The organism is Streptomyces sp. NPDC036822, from assembly GCF_055609145.1.
Genome location: NZ_JBVJPY010000012.1, coordinates 101,207 through 113,932, shown reverse-complemented (window position 1 = coordinate 113,932; position 12,726 = coordinate 101,207). Strand labels below are relative to the sequence as shown.

The following is a 12,726-nucleotide window of genomic DNA, read 5'->3' as shown; positions in this document are numbered from 1 at the left end:
CTTCCGGATGGGTCCGCTCCCCCGGGGGATGCCTCACACTGGTGTCTCGTGAGTTCCCCATCGATCCCGACCCGTGTCGTCCTGCTCGCGGGCCCTTCCGGCTCCGGCAAGTCGTCCCTCGCCGCCGTCGCCGGCCTTCCCGTCCTGCGCCTCGACGACTTCTACAAGGAAGGCGACGACCCGACACTGCCGCTGGTCGCGGGGAGCGCCGACATCGACTGGGACTCACCGCTGTCCTGGGACGCGGACGCCGCCGTCGCGGCGATCGTGGATCTGTGCCGTACGGGCCGGACGGACGTCCCCGTCTACGACCTCGCCACCAGTTCCCGCGTGGACCGGGAGCGGCTGGACATCGAGCGGACGCCGCTCTTCGTGGCCGAGGGCATCTTCGCCGCGGAGATCGTGACGCGCTGCGAGGAACTGGGTGTGCTCGCCGACGCGCTGTGTCTGCGGGGCCGCCCCTCGACGACGTTCCGCCGCCGGCTCGTGCGGGATCTGCGGGAGGGCCGCAAGTCGGTCCCGTTCCTGCTGCGCCGCGGCTGGCGCCTGATGCGCGCCGAACGCTCCATCGTGGCCCGCCAGACCGCCCTGGGTGCCCACCCCTGCGCCAAGCAGGAGGCCCTGGGCCGCCTCGCCGCCGCCGCGGCCGGCCGGCACCGCACCCCGGCCTCCCGGTAGCGGACACCGCCACGCGGGACGACGACGCGGCACAACGCGACGCGGGCCGTACAAGCCCCCCCGGCTTGTCCGACCCGCGCCTTTTCCCCCGTACCCCCGTACGGTCCCCCCGTGTTCCCCCCGTACCTTCAGGCCACCAGCTCGCCGAAGGATTCTTCCTCGTCACGGCCGAAGCTGAGGACCTCGTCCTCGCGCAGCCGGCGCAGGGAGCGCCAGATGCTCGACTTCACCGTGCCGACACTGATGTCCAGGATCTCCGCGATCTCCGGATCCGTACGGCCCTCGTAGTAGCGCAGGACCAGCATCGTGCGCTGGAGCTCGGGCAGCCGGGCCAGGGCCTGCCACAGCACCGCCCGCAGCTCGGTCCCGCGCATCGCGTCCGTGTCGCCCGCCGTCTCCGGCAGCTCCTCGGTCGGGTACTCGTTGAGCTTGCGACGGCGCCAGGCGCTGATGTGCAGGTTCGTCATGGTGCGGCGCAGATAGCCGCCGACCGCCGCCTTGTCGCTGATCCGCTCCCAGGCGCGGTAGGTCGAGAACAGCGCGCTCTGCAGCAGGTCCTCGGCCTCGTAACGGTCCCCGGTCAGGTGGTAGGCGGTGGCGTACAGGGAGGCCCGGCGCTCCTGGACGTAGGCGGTGAACTCCGCCTCCGACAGGGACTCGCGCTCCCCCGTGCCCTCCCCGTACGCCGCTCCCCCGTCAGCCACGGCGACCATGTACGGCGCCTTGTGCTGACGCCCGGCACTGCGAACGCACCCCCGCCCGTTCACCGCGCCGGACTTCTCCGTGCTCCGTACGACGTCGTGGAGACGCGTGACAACTGCGCTTGAGGTGGTGCTGTGCAGTGCGTTCATCTCACGCCCCCCGTCGGTTGGAGTCAGCTTCGGTCCGTGTGCCAAGAAGCTTGCCCCGCCCACTTCATCGCGGTGTCCGTCGACTGTCACAGCCGTGTCACAGGGGCTGGTGGCGCCGCACAGTCGAACTCCGAGGGCCGCATGGGACAGAATGGCGCCGTGCCTTTCCTGTTGCTGATCGAGGACGACGACGCCATCCGCACGGCCCTTGAGCTCTCCCTGTCACGCCAGGGCCACCGAGTGGCCACCGCGGCGACGGGCGAGGACGGCCTGAAGCTGCTCCGTGAGCAGCGGCCCGACCTGGTCGTGCTGGACGTGATGCTGCCCGGGATCGACGGCTTCGAGGTGTGCCGGCGCATCCGGCGCACCGACCAGTTGCCGATCATCCTGCTGACCGCGCGCAGCGACGACATCGACGTGGTCGTCGGCCTCGAGTCCGGGGCGGACGACTATGTCGTCAAGCCGGTGCAGGGGCGGGTCCTGGACGCCCGGATCCGTGCCGTGCTGCGGCGCGGCGAGCGGGAGTCCACCGACTCGGCGACGTTCGGCTCGCTCGTCATCGACCGCTCGGCTATGACCGTGACGAAGAACGGGGAGGACCTGCAGCTCACGCCGACCGAGCTGCGGCTCCTCCTGGAGCTGAGCCGGCGGCCGGGTCAGGCCCTGTCCCGCCAGCAGTTGCTGCGCCTGGTGTGGGAGCACGACTACCTGGGCGACTCGCGGCTGGTCGACGCCTGCGTCCAGCGGCTGCGCGCCAAGGTAGAGGACGTGCCGTCCTCCCCCACCCTGATCCGTACCGTGCGGGGCGTCGGCTACCGACTGGACGTCCCTGCGTGAGAAAGGGGATGTTCGCGGGCCTGCGCTTCACCAGCCTGCGGCTGCGTCTGGTCGTCGTCTTCGCCCTGGTGGCGCTCACCGCCGCCGTGTCCGCGTCCGGCATCGCGTACTGGCTGAACCGTGAGGCGGTCCTCACCCGCACCCAGGACGGGGCCCTGAACGACTTCCGGCAGGAGATGCAGAACCGGGCCGCGACCCTGCCGCTGCGTCCCACCGAGGAGGAACTGCGGGGCGCCGCGGAGCAGATGGCGAGCGGCAGCTCCGGGTACAGCGTGCTGCTGCTCGGGGAGCGGGACGAGGGCAAGCCGATCATCGGGGCCTCCGACCCGGACACGTTCACGCTCGCGGACGTGCCGGCCGCGCTGCGCGAACAGGTGGAGAAGCGGCGGCCCGTCACGGACACCAACCCCTATCCCTACCACCTGTTCTGGCAGCGCACCCAGCGCGGCGGGACGCCGTACCTGGTGGGCGGGGCGAAGGTCGACGGCGGCGGCCCGACCGGCTACATGTTCAAGTCGCTCGAGGCCGAACGGGCCGACCTGAACTCGCTCGCCTGGTCGCTGGGCATCGCGACCACGCTCGCCCTGATCGGTTCCGCGCTCCTCGCGCAGGCCGCCGCCACGACCGTGCTGCGGCCGGTGCACCGGCTCGGCGAGGCGGCCCGGCAGCTGGGCGAGGGGAAGCTCGACACCCGGCTGCGGGTCTCGGGGACGGACGAACTGGCCGAGCTGTCACGGACGTTCAACAGCGCGGCCGAGTCCCTGCAGAAACAGGTCGCGGACATGAGCGCGCGGGAGGAGTCCAGCCGGCGGTTCGTCGCCGACATGTCGCACGAGCTGCGCACCCCGCTGACCGCGCTGACCGCCGTGACGGAGGTCCTGGAGGACGAGCAGGACACCCTGGACCCGATGATCGCGCCGGCCGTGGCGCTGGTGGTCAGCGAGACGCACCGGCTCAACGACCTGGTGGAGAACCTGATGGAGGTGACCCGCTTCGACGCGGGCACGGCCCGGCTCGTCCTGGACGACGTCGACGTCGCCGACCAGGTCACCGCGTGCATCGACGCGCGGGCCTGGCTGGACGCGGTGGAGCTCGACGCCGAGCGGGGCATCATGGCGCGTCTCGACCCGCGCCGGCTCGACGTGATCCTGGCGAACCTGATCGGCAACGCGCTCAAGCACGGTGGGTCGCCGGTGCGGGTGGCCATCCGTACGGAGGACGACGCACTCGTCATCGAGGTGCGGGACCACGGGCCTGGCATCCCGGAGGAGGTCCTTCCGCACGTCTTCGACCGGTTCTACAAGGCGAGCGCGTCCCGGCCGCGGTCGGAGGGCAGCGGTCTCGGCCTGTCGATCGCGATGGAGAACGCGCTGATCCACGGTGGTTCGATCACCGCGGCCAACTCCCCGGACGGTGACGGCGCGGTGTTCGTGCTGCGGCTGCCGGACCAGGGGGAGCCCGGGGAAGGTGGGGAGCGGTGAGCCGGCTTCGTCGTACGGGAACGGGGCGCCGTACCGCGGTGGGCGCCGGCGCGGCCGTCGTCGCCGCGCTGACGGTGCTGCTCTCGGGGTGCGGGATCAGGACGACGTCCGTGCCCGTGGACGCGGGCCACGCTCCTTCGCGGGTGCCGTGCAGCATCGAGGACGAGGACGTGTCCGCGCAGCCGCCGGGCGTCCCGGTCCGGGTCTTCCTGGTGTGCGGTTCTCAGCTGGAGGCGGTGGAGCGCCGCTCGCCGCTGCCGGAGGAGAAGGCCGGCGGGGACCCGGTGCGCACGGCGTCGGTCCTCCTCACGCAGTTGGGCACGGAGCCCTCGCGGAGCGAGCGCCAGGCCGGGTTCACCACGGCCGTGAAGGGGCCGCTGGTCGTCTCCGGCGGGCATCCGGGCGATCCGGCGGGCACGCTGCGGCTCAGCAGGCAGCCGGAGGACCTGGCGCCGACGGCGCTGTCGCAGATCGTGTGCACCTTCGCGCCCAGCGCGGCGGGGGCGGGCGCGGACGCGGTCGTCCTCGGCGGCCCGGGCGCCTACCCCCCGCGCCGCTACCGCTGCACCACCGAGCTGAGGGAGCGGCCGGAGTCGGCGGCCCCGACGGCGGGCCTGCCGACACCGACGGCCTCCTGAAACCGGCGGCCCCGCGCCGCTCTCCGTCACGGCCCCGGCGACACGCGGCTTTGCCGCGACCCGGCGGCGCGACGGTCTCCGTGCGGCGTCGGGGGGCCGGAGGGAACGCGGCGTTCTGTGGGGCGGCGGAACCGATCCCGGCTCGAAGCGCGTCTTGGGGGGCGTGCAGCGTCAAGGTTCGAGCGGCAGCGCCGCCGTGGTCGTACGTAGGGCGGGGTTCGCCCTCCTCCTCACGCATCTGCTGCTCGTCGCCTGGGTGTCGCTGCGCCCACTCGACGTCGCCTGGGTGACGGCGCCGAACCTGACTCCGCTGGCGGGTCTCGAGGCGGACCTGGCGCTCGGCCCGGCCGAGGCGGCCCGTCGCATCGGCGAGGGACTGCTGCTCCTGGCGCCGCTGGGGGTCCTGCTCCCGATGGCCGACGGGCGGCTGTACGTCTCGCCGTGGGCGTCGCTGGCCCGTACGGTCGCGGCCGGGGTGCTGGTCTCCCTCGCCGTGGAGCTGCTCCAGACCGCCGTGCCGGGCCAGGTCGTGGACGTCGACTCGGTGCTGCTCAACAGCGTCGGGGTCGCGCTGGCACATCTGCTCGTGGTGCCCGCCGGGCGGGCGCGGCTGCGCCGCAGGGAGAACGCCGGGCGGGGCCGGTCCTCCTCGGGGAGGACGGCCCGCAGGGGTTCGTCCCTGTCCCGGGACGAGGGCGGTCAGGGAACGACCCCGACGATTCCCAGGGTCGGGATCGCCCCGTAGACCGACGCTTTGTCCCCCGCGGGGGACGAGTATGGAGTCACCGGGAGCCCGAGGAAGCGGCTCCCGGGCCACGCCTCTCGAAGGAGCCCACCATGGCCGCACTTGCCCGCCCCCGTGACGGACGCATGATCGGCGGAGTGTGCGCAGCGCTGGCACGGCGCTTCGGCACCTCGGCCACCACCATGCGGGTCATCTTCCTCGCCTCCTGCCTGCTGCCCGGCCCGCAGTTCCTGGTCTACCTGGCGCTGTGGCTGTTCCTGCCGACGGAGAAGCCGGCGGGCACGGCCTGGTAGAGGCCGGCCGACGGCACGCGAACGCCGATGGGGCGCCCACCCGGTACGGGTGGGCGCCCCATCGGCGCGTACGCGGTGGGTCAGCCGAGCGGCAGGCCGTTGAGCGGCAGGCCGCCGAGCAGGCCGGTGACGGCACTGCCGCCGAGCGCGCTGGTCGCACCCTCGATCGGCACGCCCTGGGTGGCCTGGCCGGCCGCGGCCGGGAGGGTCTTGGCGCCCTGGTCGACGCTGGTGCCCAGGGCACCCTCGGCGCCGGAGAGGGACTCGGACGCGCCGTCGGGGAGCTCGGTGAGACCGTCGCCCAGCGGCACGGTCTGGGTGACCAGGCCGAGCACCTCGGGGGCGGCGGGCGCGGCGGGGGCCGCGGTGGCCGTGCCGGCGGCGGCAGCGGCGAAGGCGGCACCGAGAGCGGCGACACCGAGCTTCTTGGCGGCAGACTGCTTCATCAGAAAATCATCCTCTGAGGATCTTGGAGCTGCGGGAAAGCAGGAATTCGGGGAATGCGGGGCGGCTTTGCAAACTAGCCAGCAATGAACGCTCCCGCAAACACCGAAAAGCGGCCGGGATCGTGTCACCCGGCCACTTCAGGCCTTTTTCCCGGCCGCCCGTCAGTCGCTCTGGCGGGAAGACTCGCTGGTCGCGGCGGTCTGCTGGAACAGCCATTCGGACTTCAGCTCGGCATAACCCGGCTTGATAACGTCGTTGATCATCGCGAGCCGTTCATCGAAAGGAATGAACGCTGATTTCATCGCATTGACAGTGAACCAGGCCATGTCGTCGAGCGTGTAGGCGAATGCTTCGATCAACAGCTCGAATTCGCGGCTCATGCTCGTCCCGCTCATCAGCCGGTTGTCGGTGTTGACGGTGGCCCGGAAGTGCAGCTTGCGGAGCAGGCCGATCGGGTGCTCGGCGATGGAGGAGGCCGCGCCGGTCTGGAGGTTGGAGGTCGGGCACATCTCCAGCGGGACGCGCTTGTCGCGGACGTACGCCGCGAGCCGCCCGAGCGTCACCGAGCCGTCGTCGGAGACCTCGATGTCGTCGATGATCCGGACGCCGTGGCCCAGCCGGTCGGCGCCGCACCACTGGAGCGCCTGCCAGATGGACGGCAGGCCGAAGGCCTCGCCCGCGTGGATGGTGAAGTGGTTGTTCTCGCGCTTCAGGTACTCGAAGGCGTCGAGGTGACGGGTGGGCGGGAAACCGGCCTCGGCGCCCGCGATGTCGAAGCCGACGACGCCTGAGTCGCGGTAGCGGTTGGCCAGTTCGGCGATCTCCAGGGCGCGGGCGGCGTGCCGCATGGCGGTCAGCAGGGCGCCGACGCGGATGCGGTGGCCGTTCGCCCGCGCCTGGCGCTCGCCTTCGCGGAAGCCCTCGTTGACGGCCTCGACGACCTCTTCGAGGCTGAGGCCGGCCTCCAGGTGCTGCTCGGGCGCGTACCGCACCTCGGCGTAGACGACACCGTCCTCGGCGAGGTCCACGGCGCACTCCGCGGCGACGCGCACGAGCGCCTCGCGGGTCTGCATGACGGCGCAGGTGTGCGCGAAGGTCTCCAGATAGCGCTCCAGCGAACCGGAGTCGGCGGCTTCGCGGAACCAGATGCCGAGCTTGTCGGGCTCGTTCTCGGGAAGGCCGTCATAGCCCTGGGCGGCGGCGAGGTCGATGATCGTGCCGGGGCGCAGTCCACCGTCGAGGTGGTCGTGCAGGAGCACCTTCGGGGCCCGGCGGATCTGGTCCTTGGTGGGGAGGTTGCGGGTCTGGCTCGTCATTGCGGCACTCTAGCCCCTACGCGCGTAGAGCGCGCCCTGTCCGCGCGCCTGTCGACGCGCTCGCGTCGATACGTAACAGTGACCGCGCGTACGGATGGCGTACACCTCCACTTCTGAGACTGTTCTGCCATGGCGCACTCCGCACTCGTAGGGACCGCCGTCGGCAGCCGGGCACCCCGGCTCGGACGGCCGGTCGGCGCATCGCTCCCGCTCACGGCGGTGGGCGGTGTGGTCCTGCTCCTTCCCGACGGCGAGGTGGCGTCGGGGCGGCGCGCCTCGGTCCGCACCCACCTGGCCGCGCTGCCGCTGGCCCGGCGGCTGGCGGCGGCCGGGCGCGAGGAAGGGCTGGTGGCGCACGTGGTGCGCTACCGGGGGCGCGGCTGGAACGGCACCGACGGGCAACTGGCGGCGGACGCGACCTGGGCGGTGACGGAGGCGGTACGGCGCTACGGCGACGTCCCCGTCTGTCTGGCCGGGCACGGGATGGGCGCCCGGGCGGCGCTGCGGGCGGCCGGGCACACGGCGGTCGACTGCGTCCTGGCGCTGGCGCCCTGGCTCCCGGAGGACGACGTGGCGGCGGAACCGGAGCCGGTGCGGCAGTTGGTGGGCCGCAGGGTGCTCGTCGTGCACGGCACGAACGACGCGCGGACGGATCCCGAGCTGTCGTACCGGCTCGCCGAGCGGGCGAAGAAGTCCAACCGCGACACCTGCCGCTTCGAGGTCCACTCCGACGGCCACGCGCTGCGCCAGTACGGCGCCGAGGTCCGCGCCCTGGCCTGCGACTTCGTGCTCGGTTCCCTCTTCTCCCGGCCGTTCGCCCGCCCGCTCGCCGACGCGCTGGCGGCGCCGCCGCCGCTGGGTCTGCGGATGCCGCTGGCGGCGGGCTTCGGCCGCTCGCTGAGGTCGTGACCGGCCGCTGACCGGTCCTGCCGGTACTCCCGGAGAGCCGGTCACTCCGGGAGGGGCCGCCCCTCCGGGAGCAGCCGGCCCCGCTTGCTCAGCAGGAACTTCTTGAAGGCGGCCACGGGCGCGGTGTCCGGGTGCCCGTCCAGCCAGGCGACGCCGATCTCCCGGACGGCGCGCGGGGCCGTGACGGTGAGCTCGACGACGCCCGGGCGGGGGACGGCCGGCGGGGGCAGCAGGGCGACGCCGAGACCGGCCGCGACCAGGCCGCGCAGGGTCTCGGTCTCCTCGCCCTCGAAGGCGATGCGGGGCGTGAACCCCGCCTCGGCGCAGAGGTTGTCGGTGATGCGGCGCAGACCGTAGCCGGGCTCCAGGGTCACGAAGGTCTCGTCGGCGGCCTCCGCGAGGCGGACGCGCTTGCGGGAGGCCAGGCGGTGGTCGTCGGGCACCACCAGGCGCAGGCGCTGTTCGTCGATCCGGCGGGCGACCAGGTCGGGCGCGTTCGGCACCGGTGAGGTCAGGCACAGGTCCAGGTCTCCGGCCCGCAGGCGTTCGATCATCGCCTCGCCGTAGTTCTGGACCAGGGTGAACCGGACCTTGGGGTGGTCGACGCGGAAGGCCCGGATCAGCCCCGGCACGGTCTCCGACCCCATGGTGTGGAGGAAGCCGAAGGCGACGCGCCCCGCGGTGGGGTCGGCGTCCGCGCGTACCGAGTCCGCCGCCCGCTCCACTTCGGCGAGCGCCCGCTCCGCCGAGGCGAGGAACGTCCGGCCGGCCGGGGTGAGGGAGACCGTACGGCCCTTGCGGGCGAAGAGCGCGACCCCCAGGTCCTGTTCGAGGCGGACCATCGCCCGCGAGAGCGTCGACTGCGGCACCCCCATCTCGGCCGCCGCCCTGGTCACGTGCTCGTGCCGGGCCACCGCGGCGAAGTACGCGAGGCGGGGCGCTAGCAGCAGCCCCATGTCTTCTTCGTAACTGCTCGGTGACAGCCGACCCTGTGACCTGTACTCATGCACCATGGGAACGATTACAGCAGTTCCATGCATTGGACGCATCAGCCTTCGCGCCCTACGTTCGAGGTATGCCTTCCGCCAGTACCAAGGCGGCCGCCACCAGCACGGCCGCCGACACCCGCCTCTCCCCCGGTGCCCCCGGCTACCGCCGTATGAGCTTCGCCCTCTTCGCCGCCGGACTCGCCGCCTTCGCGCTCCTCTACTCCACCCAGGCCCTCCTCCCCGCCATTTCGGCCGAGTTCGGTGCCACGGCGTCCGCCGCCTCCTGGACCGTCTCCGCCGCCACCGGCGCCCTCGCCCTCCTCGTGCTCCCGATGAGCGCCCTCTCCGAGCGTTTCGGGCGGCGCACGCTGATGACCGCCTCGCTCGTGGTCGCGGTGGCCGTCGGACTGCTCGTCCCGTTCGCCCCGAACCTGGAATGGCTGGTCGCCCTGCGCGCCGTCCAGGGCGCGGCCCTCGCGGGCCTGCCGGCCTCGGCCATGGCGTTCCTGGCCGAGGAGGTGCGGCCGAAGGCGCTGATCGCCGCGATCGGCCTGTTCGTCGCGGGCAACTCCATCGGCGGGATGAGCGGCCGGATCGTCACCGGCTGGGTGGCGCAGATGTGGGGCTGGCGCGCGGGACTCCTCGCGGTCGGTCTCATGGCGGCGGTGTGCGCGGTCGTCTTCCGCCTGCTGATCCCGAAGGCCCGGCACTTCACGCCCGGTTCGCTCGACCCCCGCGCGCTGGCCGGGACGGTCCGCACGCACCTCTCCGACCCGCTGCTGATGCGGCTGTACGCGATCGGCGCCCTGTTCATGACGGTGTTCGGCGCGGTCTACACCGTGATCGGCTACCGCCTGGCCGAGGCCCCCTTCTCGCTCCCGCAGGGCGTGATCGGCTCGATCTTCCTGATCTACCTCGTGGGTACGGTCTCCTCGGCCGCCGCCGGCAAGCTGGTGGCCCGCACGGGCCGGCGCGGGGCGCTCTACCTGGCCGTCGGCACGACCGCGGCCGGGCTGCTGCTCTCCCTCTCCGCCGCGCTCGGCGCCGTCCTGCTCGGCCTGGTCCTGATCACCGCCGGCTTCTTCGCCGGCCACGCGGTCGCCTCCTCGTCGGTGAGCCGCACGGCGAAGACCGGCCGCGCGCAGGCCTCGGCGCTCTACCAGTCGGCGTACTACGTCGGGAGCAGCGTGGGCGGCACGCTCGGCGCGATCGCCTTCCACGCGGGCGGCTGGTCCGGCACCGTCCTGCTCGGCCTGGTCGCGGTCCTCGGCGTCGTGTCGATCACCCTGTACGGAAGCCACAGCGCGCGGGTCTCGGCGCGGGCCGAGGCGAACCGCTTCCAGGTCCGTACCGCCGCCTGAATCCTCGCCGTTCCCGTACAACCGCCACGGCTCTCCGTTCGTCCTACGGCATAGGAAACGAAGGGGGAGATGGTGATCATGGGAGCCATACGCAAGCGGACCGGGATCGTCCTCGGCATCACCTCGATGGTGGTGCCGTTGACGGTCGCCCTCGGCGCCGCGCCGGCCCAGGCGGCCTCGTGCAGCGCGACGACGGGGCCGTACCAGAAGCAGGTCGAGCAGTTCCTCGGCCGTCCGGTGGACGGCCGCCAGTCGAGCGCGGACTGTCTGGCCATACAGGCGTTCCAGCGCAAGCACGGCATCACGCCGACGCTCGGGTACGCGGGCCCGCTGACCTGGCACACGATGTACACGATGTACACGCAGAAGTGGGCCGGCACCAACCCGAACAAGGCCGGGAAGTGCCCCACCAACCGCGGCCGGATCGCCTGTGTGGACCTGACCCGCCAGCTGAGCTGGATCCAGGACGGCGCGCGTCTGAAGTACGGCCCGGTCCCGGTGCGGACGGGCCGGAACGGCGCGGAGACCCGGACCGGCTCCAAGAAGATCTACTGGCGGAACATCAACCACTGGTCGACGCTCTACAACGTCTCGATGCCGTACGCGCAGTTCTTCGACGGCGGCCAGGCCTTCCACTCCGTCACCAAGTCCATGTGGAACCCGCCGGGCTCGGCCGGCTGCGTCAACATGCGTCCGGCCGACGCGAAGGCGTACTGGAACCTGCTCAGGAACGGTGACGACGTCCACGTCTACGGGCGCAAGCCGGGAACCTGACCCCCGCTGTCAGTGGGCTGCGGTAACTTCCCCTCACCGGCATCGCGTTGGTGCCGGTGAGGGGCGAGTGGGGTGGACCCGATGAGCGATACGGCAACGACCGACGACCTGGACTCCCGGCTGGAGAAGTACCGCACCGAGCTGACCGGCTACTGCTACCGGATGCTCGGTTCGGCCTTCGAGGCGGAGGACGCCGTGCAGGACACGATGGTCCGCGCCTGGCGGTCCATCGACTCCTTCGAGGGGCGCTCGTCGCTGCGCTCCTGGCTGTACCGGATCGCGACCAACGTCTGCCTGGACTCGCTCAGCGCCGGCAACAAGCGCGCCCGGCCGATGGACCTGACCGCCGCCACGCCGGTCGCCCAGGCGCAGCTGACCGCGCGGCCGGAGATCACCTGGCTGGAGCCGGTGCCGGACGGCCGGGTGCTGCCGTCGGTCGCCGACCCGGCGGACACGGCGGTGTCCCGGGAGACGGTGCGGCTCGCGTTCGTCGCCGCCCTGCAGCATCTGCCGCCGAAGCAGCGGGCGGTGCTGATCCTGCGCGAGGTGCTGTCCTGGAAGGCGAGCGAGGTGGCCGAGCTGCTGTCCACCACGGTCGCGTCGGTCAACAGCGCGCTCCAGCGGGCGCGGGCGACGCTCGCCGAGCACGGGCCGGCCGCCTCGGACACCGCCGACCGGCTCGACGAGGAGCAGAAGGAGCTCCTGGAGCGCTATGTCGCCGCCTTCGAGGGGTACGACATGAAGGCGCTGACCGCGCTCCTGCACGAGGACGCGACGATGTCCATGCCGCCGTACGACCTCTGGCTGCGGGGTCACGACGACATCGTGGGCTGGATGCTGGGCGTCGGCGAGGTCTGCTCGGGATCGAAGCTGGTCCCGACCGTGGCGAACGGGTCGCCGGCGTTCGCGCAGTACCACCCGGACCCGGAGGGCGGATACAGCCCGTGGGCGCTGATCGTCCTCGACATCCACGACGGCAAGGTCGCCGGCATGGACTTCTTCCTGGACACGAAGCGGTGGTTCCCGCTCTTCGACATGCCGGAGCGCCTGGAGGCGTAGCCGGCCCGGGCGGGATCCTGGCGGTTCTCTCGGGCGTCGTCATACGACGTCGGCGAGCCCGACGAGGTCGAGGAGGAGCCGCAGTTCGGCCCGGGCCCCGCGGAAGACGAGCCGGTGACCGAGACGCCCGGCGTGGAGCCGCAGCCGGGCGAGGGCGTCGACGACGGCGAGATCGGCGTGCGTGAGCGCGCCGATCTCGCAGCGGACGTCGGTGGGCGGCACGGCTTCGAGCACGGCGCACAGCCGGGCCACCTCCTCGGAGGTCGCCCGGGCGGCGAAGGTCAGAACGAGCGGTCGACTGGTGTCCACATCAGGGAGACCCCCGTCACGGCCGGAACTCATCGGACG

General features: G+C 72.3%; 15 protein-coding genes. 10 read left to right on the top strand and 5 right to left on the bottom strand.

Annotation, left to right across the window (positions count from 1 at the left end; all coding sequences use genetic code 11):
* The first annotated feature begins 48 nt into the window (after nt 1-48).
* Entirely contained in the window at nt 49-678 is a 630-nt protein-coding gene (locus ACZ68P_RS25400) for a uridine kinase family protein (protein WP_471009934.1), read from the top strand.
* Between the two features lie 128 nt (nt 679-806).
* On the opposite strand, the gene ACZ68P_RS25395 is transcribed toward ACZ68P_RS25400, so the two are convergent.
* Nucleotides 807-1,529, bottom strand: coding sequence for a SigE family RNA polymerase sigma factor (locus ACZ68P_RS25395; RefSeq protein ID WP_471009932.1), 723 nt, complete (start codon nt 1,527-1,529; stop codon nt 807-809).
* Between the two features lie 159 nt (nt 1,530-1,688).
* On the opposite strand from ACZ68P_RS25395, the gene afsQ1 reads away from it, so the two are divergent.
* From afsQ1 to ACZ68P_RS25370, 5 genes are all read left to right on the top strand, one after another.
* Nucleotides 1,689-2,366 carry a two-component system response regulator AfsQ1 gene (afsQ1, locus tag ACZ68P_RS25390; protein ID WP_175439295.1) on the top strand — a complete coding sequence of 226 codons (678 nt, stop codon included), beginning with the start codon at nt 1,689-1,691 and terminating at the stop codon, nt 2,364-2,366.
* Between the two features lie 8 nt (nt 2,367-2,374).
* Nucleotides 2,375-3,847 carry an ATP-binding protein gene (locus ACZ68P_RS25385; protein ID WP_471010167.1) on the top strand — a complete coding sequence of 491 codons (1,473 nt, stop codon included), beginning with the start codon at nt 2,375-2,377 and terminating at the stop codon, nt 3,845-3,847.
* Nucleotides 3,844-4,485, top strand: a complete 642-nt coding sequence (locus tag ACZ68P_RS25380; RefSeq protein ID WP_471009930.1) for a hypothetical protein — start codon at nt 3,844-3,846, stop codon at nt 4,483-4,485. Before ACZ68P_RS25385 ends, ACZ68P_RS25380 begins: the two co-directional genes overlap by 4 nt.
* 196 nt (nt 4,486-4,681) lie before the next feature.
* Entirely contained in the window at nt 4,682-5,230 is a 549-nt protein-coding gene (locus ACZ68P_RS25375; RefSeq protein ID WP_471009927.1) for a VanZ family protein, read from the top strand.
* Between the two features lie 92 nt (nt 5,231-5,322).
* Entirely contained in the window at nt 5,323-5,523 is a 201-nt protein-coding gene (locus ACZ68P_RS25370; RefSeq protein ID WP_471009924.1) for a PspC domain-containing protein, read from the top strand.
* Between the two features lie 80 nt (nt 5,524-5,603).
* Here the strand turns inward: ACZ68P_RS25370 and ACZ68P_RS25365 are convergent, their stop codons facing one another.
* Nucleotides 5,604-5,969, bottom strand: a complete 366-nt coding sequence (locus tag ACZ68P_RS25365; protein WP_471009922.1) for a hypothetical protein — start codon at nt 5,967-5,969, stop codon at nt 5,604-5,606.
* Nucleotides 5,970-6,131: 162 nt separating this feature from the next.
* Nucleotides 6,132-7,286: an adenosine deaminase gene (locus ACZ68P_RS25360; protein ID WP_471009920.1), complete on the bottom strand. Its 1,155-nt coding sequence runs from the start codon at nt 7,284-7,286 to the stop codon at nt 6,132-6,134.
* A gap of 129 nt (nt 7,287-7,415) precedes the next feature.
* Between ACZ68P_RS25360 and ACZ68P_RS25355 the strand changes: the two genes are divergently transcribed.
* Entirely contained in the window at nt 7,416-8,195 is a 780-nt protein-coding gene (locus ACZ68P_RS25355; protein ID WP_471009918.1) for an alpha/beta fold hydrolase, read from the top strand.
* 41 nt (nt 8,196-8,236) lie between these two features.
* On the opposite strand, the gene ACZ68P_RS25350 is transcribed toward ACZ68P_RS25355, so the two are convergent.
* Entirely contained in the window at nt 8,237-9,208 is a 972-nt protein-coding gene (locus ACZ68P_RS25350) for a LysR family transcriptional regulator (RefSeq protein WP_471009916.1), read from the bottom strand.
* A gap of 62 nt (nt 9,209-9,270) precedes the next feature.
* On the opposite strand from ACZ68P_RS25350, the gene ACZ68P_RS25345 reads away from it, so the two are divergent.
* The 3 genes from ACZ68P_RS25345 (at nt 9,271) to ACZ68P_RS25335 (ending at nt 12,378) form a co-directional block, all read left to right on the top strand.
* Entirely contained in the window at nt 9,271-10,545 is a 1,275-nt protein-coding gene (locus ACZ68P_RS25345; protein WP_471009914.1) for an MFS transporter, read from the top strand.
* A gap of 78 nt (nt 10,546-10,623) precedes the next feature.
* On the top strand, nt 10,624-11,319 hold the full coding sequence (locus ACZ68P_RS25340) for a L,D-transpeptidase family protein (RefSeq protein ID WP_471009912.1): 696 nt from the start codon (nt 10,624-10,626) through the stop codon (nt 11,317-11,319).
* An 81-nt stretch (nt 11,320-11,400) separates the two neighbouring features.
* Nucleotides 11,401-12,378: a sigma-70 family RNA polymerase sigma factor gene (locus tag ACZ68P_RS25335; protein WP_471009909.1), complete on the top strand. Its 978-nt coding sequence runs from the start codon at nt 11,401-11,403 to the stop codon at nt 12,376-12,378.
* A gap of 39 nt (nt 12,379-12,417) precedes the next feature.
* On the opposite strand, the gene ACZ68P_RS25330 is transcribed toward ACZ68P_RS25335, so the two are convergent.
* Entirely contained in the window at nt 12,418-12,687 is a 270-nt protein-coding gene (locus ACZ68P_RS25330) for an STAS domain-containing protein (protein WP_471009907.1), read from the bottom strand.
* Between the last annotated feature and the right edge of the window lie 39 nt (nt 12,688-12,726).

Excerpts from the sequence above, each read along its gene's own strand:
- ACZ68P_RS25340 (WP_471009912.1), top strand. The coding sequence starts at position 10,624 with ATGGGAGCCATACGCAAGCGGACCGGGATCGTCCTCGGCATCACCTCG.
- ACZ68P_RS25335 (WP_471009909.1), top strand. The coding sequence starts at position 11,401 with ATGAGCGATACGGCAACGACCGACGACCTGGACTCCCGGCTGGAGAAG.
- ACZ68P_RS25345 (WP_471009914.1), top strand. The coding sequence starts at position 9,271 with ATGCCTTCCGCCAGTACCAAGGCGGCCGCCACCAGCACGGCCGCCGAC.
- ACZ68P_RS25365 (WP_471009922.1), bottom strand. The coding sequence starts at position 5,969 with ATGAAGCAGTCTGCCGCCAAGAAGCTCGGTGTCGCCGCTCTCGGTGCC.
- ACZ68P_RS25350 (WP_471009916.1), bottom strand. The coding sequence starts at position 9,208 with ATGGTGCATGAGTACAGGTCACAGGGTCGGCTGTCACCGAGCAGTTAC.
- ACZ68P_RS25360 (WP_471009920.1), bottom strand. The coding sequence starts at position 7,286 with ATGACGAGCCAGACCCGCAACCTCCCCACCAAGGACCAGATCCGCCGG.
- ACZ68P_RS25395 (WP_471009932.1), bottom strand. The coding sequence starts at position 1,529 with ATGAACGCACTGCACAGCACCACCTCAAGCGCAGTTGTCACGCGTCTC.
- ACZ68P_RS25385 (WP_471010167.1), top strand. The coding sequence starts at position 2,375 with ATGTTCGCGGGCCTGCGCTTCACCAGCCTGCGGCTGCGTCTGGTCGTC.
- ACZ68P_RS25370 (WP_471009924.1), top strand. The coding sequence starts at position 5,323 with ATGGCCGCACTTGCCCGCCCCCGTGACGGACGCATGATCGGCGGAGTG.
- ACZ68P_RS25355 (WP_471009918.1), top strand. The coding sequence starts at position 7,416 with ATGGCGCACTCCGCACTCGTAGGGACCGCCGTCGGCAGCCGGGCACCC.